The sequence below is a fragment of the Streptomyces hygroscopicus subsp. hygroscopicus genome (genome assembly GCF_030269125.1).
In the GTDB taxonomy this organism is placed as follows: domain Bacteria; phylum Actinomycetota; class Actinomycetes; order Streptomycetales; family Streptomycetaceae; genus Streptomyces; species Streptomyces hygroscopicus_C.
The window spans coordinates 1-5,667 of the sequence record NZ_BSSM01000033.1 but is presented as its reverse complement, the minus strand read 5'-3'; the positions used below and the strand labels follow the sequence as shown (position 1 = coordinate 5,667).

The following is a 5,667-nucleotide window of genomic DNA, read 5'->3' as shown; positions in this document are numbered from 1 at the left end:
GGCGCGTACACGGCGCCGGGCGCGTGCCCGGCGTCCCACTCACGCTGCTCGCGCACGTCCAGCAGGACCGCCTGGGCGTCGCCGCCCCGGGTGTACCGGACGGCCTCGTCGACGGTGACACGGTCCTGGTCGTGGGGGAGGAGGGACATCACTCGGCCTCTCGGGAAAACGGATGGATCAGAGCGGGCGGTGGGCGGAGCCGGTCAGCCGGTCACCACGGACAGGCCCGCGGCGGTGGCGGATTCGAAGCCGTCGTCCACGGCCACCACGTCCCGGCCGGCGGCGTGCAGCAGGGAGGCGGCGATGCCGGCCCGCATACCGCCGGCGCAGTGCACCCAGACGGTGCCCGCCGGTATCTCGTCCAGCCGCTTGGGCAGCAGGTGGATCGGGATGTGGACGGAGTTCTCGATGTGGCCGTCGGCGCGCTCGGAGTCGCGGCGCACGTCCAGGACGACGACGTCGTCCGTGCCGCGCTCGGCCAGGCCGGCGAAGGTGGAGCGGGGGAAGGAGACGAGGCTCTCGCCCTCGGCCACCCACTCCTCGGGCGCGCCGGTCGCCGCGGCGGCGGGCCGGTCGATGCCGACCCGGACCAGCTCCCGCTGGGCGGCGGCCAGCTGCTCGGGGGACTCGGCGAGCAGGGTGACCGGCTTGCCCCACGGGATCATCCAGGCAAGGTACGTGGCGATCTTGCCGTCGGCCTCGAAGTTGAAGGACCCGGCGACATGACCCTCGGCGAACGCGACACGGTTGCGCAGGTCCACGACCCACTCGCCGGCAGCGAGCCGGGCCGCGATCTCCCGGGCGTCGGCGACGGCGGGCGGGGTGAGGTCCACCGGCGCGGGACCCGCGGCGTTGGCCGGGCCCATGTGCGCGTAGTAGGCGGGGATGTCGTCGAGCTCGGCGAGCAGCCCGGCGACGAAGGAGTCGACGTCCGTGGTGAGCGCGGCGTTGGCCGACTTCTCCTTGCCGATCGTGGTGGTGTCGCCCTCGGCCTGGGCGGAGGAGCAGAAGCTGCCGAAGCCGTGCGTGGGCAGCACGGATGTCTCGTCCGGCAGCTCGGCGGCCAGCCGGTGGGCGGAGGCGTGCTGGGCGCGGGCCAGCCGCTCGGTCAGGCGGGGCTCTACCAGGTCGGGCCGGCCCACCGTGCCGATCAGCAGGGAGCCGCCGGTGAACGCGGCCACGGGTCGTCCCTGCTCGCGCAGGACGTAGGAGGTGTGGTGGGGGGTGTGGCCGGGGGTGGCGACCGCCCGCAGTTCCAGCGCGTCGTCGAGGGCGACGGTGTCGCCGTCGGCCACCGGCACCCGCGCGAACGACACTCGCGCGTCGGCCGGCACCAGGTAGGCGGCGCCGGTCACCCGGGCCAGCTCCAGGCCGCCGGTGACGTAGTCGTTGTGGATGTGGGTCTCCACCACGTGGGTGATCCGTACACCGCGTCGCACCGCCGCCGCGAGGACCTGGTCGAAGTCGCGCGGCGGGTCCACCGCCACGGCGGCCTGCCGGCCTCCGGCGAGATAGCTGCGGTTTCCGAGGCCCTCGAGCTCGATGGTGTCGATGAAGAACACGGGGACGCTCCCTTCGGTGATTACCCCCCGGGGTATGTGTACGACCATAACACGAGTACCCCAGGGGGTATTTCTTTACTCGTGCCCGCACCGAAGGGCGGGCCGGTCGTCGCCGGGCCGGCCCGGAGGGGGCGTCAGGGGTGGCCGGTGAGCATGGTTCGAATACCCCGTGGGGTATTTTCGCTCAGAGGTGAGAGGTGGAGCCGCGCGCCTGCCGTAGACCCGTGCGGGGGACGCGGCGCCGTGTCCGGCGCGAGGCGGACGTCCGTTGCCGCGTCGGCGTCGTAGCGTCCGGGGCGTGCGTCTGTGGGACGAGGGGACGAGGCCGGCGGTGAGCGCGCGCCCTGCCTGGGTGGCCCTCCTCGTCGCCGCGCTCGTCGGCGCCGTCCTCGCCGCCGCGCTCGGCGGCTGCCCGCGCATGCGCACCCTGGCCGGAACCGCGTCCGGCTCCTCGCACCGGCACCTCGCCGCGTTCGTGCCGGGCACGTCGCAGGGGCTGCCGGCCGTGTCCGGGCCGGGTTCGTCGCCTGGGTCGTTGGTGGTGTCCGGGTCGGGTTCGTCGCCTGGGCGGTCGGGGGTGTCCGGGTCGGGTTCGCCGCGCGGGCCGCTCGTCGCGTTGGCGTCCCGGGCCGTGGTCTCCGGCGTGCAGCAGACCGCGGGCAGCCACTGCCAGGGCGCCAAGGCGGTCGCCGCGGTGGCCCCCGACTCGGCTCCGCGCGCCCAGGCGTGCGTCTCGTGCGAGGTGCGCGGGAAGGCACCGACGAGCGCGCTGTCGCCGTCCCCCGAGCCGCCCGTGCTCGGGCGGGTGTCGGGCGGCCGTCCGGAAGTGCTGCTCAGGGTCTAGGGAATGCCCGGCGCGCGGTTCGTGCCCGTACCGGGCGCGCCCGCTTCGCCGTTCCGCGTCCCTGAAACCCCTTGCGGCACACCAAGGAACTCCGCATGCCTGCTCGCCCTGCCCGCGGCAGCCGGCCCTCCGGTGGGATCCACCGGCTGCTGGGCCCTGCCGTCCTCGTCTGCTACCTGCTCGCCCTGCTCGTGCCCGAGCCCGGGACCCGGCTGCGCGAAGCCGCGCTCGGCCTCTTCGGGCTGCGCCTCGACGTGTCCGTCGTCGCGCTGTTCGTCATCCTCTTCGCCGCTGCCTTCCAGGTGCCGCCGGAGCGGGCCCTGGCCGCCGTCCGGCGGCCGAAGGTCGTGCTCGCGGGGCTGGCCGCGCATCTGCTGACCGCCTTCGTCCTGGCACCGGTCACCGCCCTGGTGCTGTCCGCCGCGGGGTTGCGCGGGCCGGCCGGGGGCCTGTCCACGGCCGTCGCGTTGATCGCGGCGGCCCCCGTGGCCGCCGCCGCGACGGTCTGGATCGGCCGGGACGGCGATGGCACCGCCCTGCTGGCCGTCGTGCTCCTGTCCGCGCTGGTCAGTCCGCTGACCATGCCCGCGACGCTGGGCCTGCTGGGTCATGTCCTGCCGTCGGCGGTTCGGACGCAGACGCTGATCGACAGCGCGGCCGACCAGGCGCGTGCGCTGCTGACGGGCGCCGTCGCCCTGCCCTGCGCGGTCGGGCTGCTGGCCCGGCGGTTCCTTCCCTCCGCCGCCACCGGCCGCCTGCTGACCCGGGCGCCGCTGGTGGCGGTGGCGGCGATGCTCGCGCTGACCTACGTCAACGCGACCGCCGCCGTTCCCGTACTGCACGAGCAGCCCTGGACGGTCGTGGTGCTCTGCGTCGCCGTGGGGTGGGGTGTGTGCCGGCTGGCCTTCCTCGCCGGTTCCCTCACCGCCCGTGCGCTGCGGCTGCCGCCCGCCGCCGGGGCCTCGGTCACCCTGGCGTGCGGGATGAGCAATGTCAGCGTCAGCGCGGTCGTCGTCGTACAGGCGCTGCCGGGGCAGCCGCACGCCTTGCTGGTCGCGCTGGTGTACGGGCTGGCGCAGAAGGTCGCGGCGCGTCGCGCCGTCGTGAGAAGCGCCCTCGCGGCGCCGCGCCGGGCGGTCAGCGAGGGGCGTGCCGTTCCGTGATCCAGCGGGCCGCGAGCAGTCCGGAGACCGCGGTGAGCACGGCGGCCGCGACCACGGTCGTCCGCAGGCCGAAGGCGTCGGCGAGGACTCCGGCCACCAGGGCGCCGACGGCGTAGCCGATGTCGCGCCAGAAGCGGTAGGTGCCGAGCGCGTTGGCCCGCCACGCGGGGTGCGCGTGGTCGGAGACGGAGGCGATGAGGGCCGGGTAGACCATGGCGGTGCCGAGGCCGAGCGCCACGGCGGACAGGACGCCCGCCAGCAGCGGGGTGTCCAGCAGGGCGAGGGCGAGGACGAAGCCGACGGCCTGGACGAGCATCCCCGTGACGATGAGGGGTTTGCGGCCCATGCGGTCGCTGAGCTGGCCGGTGGGGATCTGCCCGAGGCCCCACAGGATCGGGTAGAGGCCCTTGATGAGCCCGACGGCGGCGAGGCCGAGGCCGTGGTCGGTGAAGAGCAGGGGGAAGACGCCCCAGGTCAGACCGTCGTTGAGGTTGTTGACCAGTCCGGCCTGGCTCGCCCCGCGCAGGGAGCGGTGGTGCCAGGAGACCCGGGCGAAGGTCGCGGCCAGGCCGGTGCTCTCGTCGCCGCGCAGCGGTTCGGGGTGCCGGGCCAGTTCGAGCGCGACATGGGCCGCGGTGTCGCGCACGACCAGGGCGAGGCCGAGGCCCGCGACGACGAAGACCACGCCGATCAGCTCGGGCACGGGGCGCAGCCCGTAGTGCGTGGCGAGATAGCCGGTGAGCAGGGCGGTGACGCCGACGGCCGTGTAGCCAGCCGCCTCGTTCAGACCGGTGGCGAGGCCCCGGCGGGCGGGACCGACCAGGTCGATCTTCATGTTGACGGTCATGGACCAGGCCAGGCCCTGGTTGAGCCCGAGCAGCACGTTCGCCGCGACGATCCAGCCCCAGGACGGCGCCCAGGCGAGGACGAACGGGACCGGGATCCCGAGGAGCCAGCCGGCCAGGAGGAGCTGCTTGCGGCGGAAGCAGGCCGTGAGCGCGCCGGCCGCGAGGTTGGTGAGGGCCTTGGTGAGACCGAAGGCGATGATGAAGGAGAAGACGGCCAGGTCGTCGACGAGGCCGAAGGTCCGGGTTCCGATGAGCGGGACGGTCGTGCGTTCCAGGCCGACCAGGCCGCCCACGCAGACGTTGACGACCACGAGCAGCGTGAACTGCGGCCAGTTGGCGCGCAGCCCGAGCCGCACGGGCGCGCCTGCGCCGGACCGGCCTGGGCGCGGGCCTCGGACGGTCTCCCTGGCCGGGGCTGCGGTGTCCGCGCCGAGGAGGCGGACACCGTCGCCCCGGCCCGCGCCCTCGGCGTCGGACGGTATGAGGGGGTCGTCGGCGAAGCCCACGGAGGTCCTCCAGGATCGGGGAGAGTGAGAAGGGGCCGGGAGCACCGGGCCCCTTGGTCCGGCCGTGCTCAGCGGCGGCCGAACGGCCACCAGGAGCGCTTGGGCGCGGGCGGGCAGTCGCACCGCCGGGATCGCGGTACGCCCGCGAGCACCTGTTCCACGTGGTTACCGCAGCCCGCGTACGTGGCCTTGCCGCAGGTCGAGCAGGTGACGCGTCGGCACATGGGTGATTCCTTTCCGAGTCGTGAGGATTCTCGTCGGGGGACCCGGCGGGTCAGGCGGCGGTTTCCCAGGCGCCGTATCCGCCGAGGAGGTCGTAGACGTCGGTGCGGCCGTTGTGGCGGATGAGGCTGGCGGCGATGGAGGAGCGGTGGCCGCCGGCGCAGTGGACCACCAGACGGCCCTCGGCCGGGACCTCGTCGAGGCGCTTGGCCAGTTCGGCCAGGGGGATGTGCAGAGCGCCCTCGATGGAGCGGCCGTCCGCGCGCTCGCCACAGTTGCGCACGTCCAGGACCAGCGGCGGCTGGTCCGAGGTGAGTTCCTCGCGCAGGGTTTCGGCGGTGAGCCGGGCGGCCTGGCGGATCTGGTCGGGGTGGGCGTGGAAGAGCTGTTCGGGGTCGGCGGCGTAGCCGTGGACGCGGTCGAAGCCGATGCGGGCGAGGCGGGTGACGGTTTCCTCGGCGCGGCCCTCGGGGGCGATGATGAGGATTTCGTCCTGGGGGGTGAGGACGCTGCCGGCCTGTT

General features: G+C 74.4%; 7 protein-coding genes. 2 read left to right on the top strand and 5 right to left on the bottom strand.

Annotated features, from left to right (window positions below):
- Together QSK45_RS37840 and QSK45_RS37835 are read right to left on the bottom strand one after the other, a co-directional pair.
- Window positions 1-149: rhodanese-like domain-containing protein (locus QSK45_RS37840; protein ID WP_285563499.1), on the bottom strand; the 149-nt coding region annotated here is incomplete at its 3' end.
- A 54-nt stretch (window positions 150-203) separates the two neighbouring features.
- Window positions 204-1,562, bottom strand: coding sequence for a rhodanese-like domain-containing protein (locus tag QSK45_RS37835; protein WP_285563498.1), 1,359 nt, complete (start codon window positions 1,560-1,562; stop codon window positions 204-206).
- Window positions 1,563-1,893: 331 nt separating this feature from the next.
- On the opposite strand from QSK45_RS37835, the gene QSK45_RS37830 reads away from it, so the two are divergent.
- Together QSK45_RS37830 and QSK45_RS37825 are read left to right on the top strand one after the other, a co-directional pair.
- Window positions 1,894-2,406, top strand: coding sequence for a hypothetical protein (locus QSK45_RS37830; RefSeq protein WP_285563497.1), 513 nt, complete (start codon window positions 1,894-1,896; stop codon window positions 2,404-2,406).
- 95 nt (window positions 2,407-2,501) lie between these two features.
- The gene (locus QSK45_RS37825) at window positions 2,502-3,569 is read left to right on the top strand and encodes a bile acid:sodium symporter family protein (protein ID WP_285563496.1); all 1,068 of its coding nucleotides are present in this window, start codon (window positions 2,502-2,504) and stop codon (window positions 3,567-3,569) included.
- On the opposite strand, the gene QSK45_RS37820 is transcribed toward QSK45_RS37825, so the two are convergent.
- From QSK45_RS37820 to QSK45_RS37810, 3 genes are all read right to left on the bottom strand, one after another.
- Complete coding sequence (locus QSK45_RS37820; RefSeq protein WP_285563495.1) at window positions 3,544-4,923, bottom strand: MFS transporter; 1,380 nt, start codon at window positions 4,921-4,923, stop codon at window positions 3,544-3,546. The genes QSK45_RS37825 and QSK45_RS37820 overlap by 26 nt on opposite strands.
- 68 nt (window positions 4,924-4,991) lie before the next feature.
- Window positions 4,992-5,147, bottom strand: coding sequence for a DUF8730 family Cys-rich protein (locus tag QSK45_RS37815; protein WP_285563494.1), 156 nt, complete (start codon window positions 5,145-5,147; stop codon window positions 4,992-4,994).
- 50 nt (window positions 5,148-5,197) lie between these two features.
- On the bottom strand, window positions 5,198-5,667 hold a 470-nt coding region (locus QSK45_RS37810), incomplete at its 5' end, for a rhodanese-like domain-containing protein (RefSeq protein ID WP_285563493.1).

Coding starts and splice junctions, on each gene's coding strand:
- QSK45_RS37825 (WP_285563496.1), top strand. CDS start 2,502: ATGCCTGCTCGCCCTGCCCGCGGCAGCCGGCCCTCCGGTGGGATCCAC.
- QSK45_RS37815 (WP_285563494.1), bottom strand. CDS start 5,147: ATGTGCCGACGCGTCACCTGCTCGACCTGCGGCAAGGCCACGTACGCG.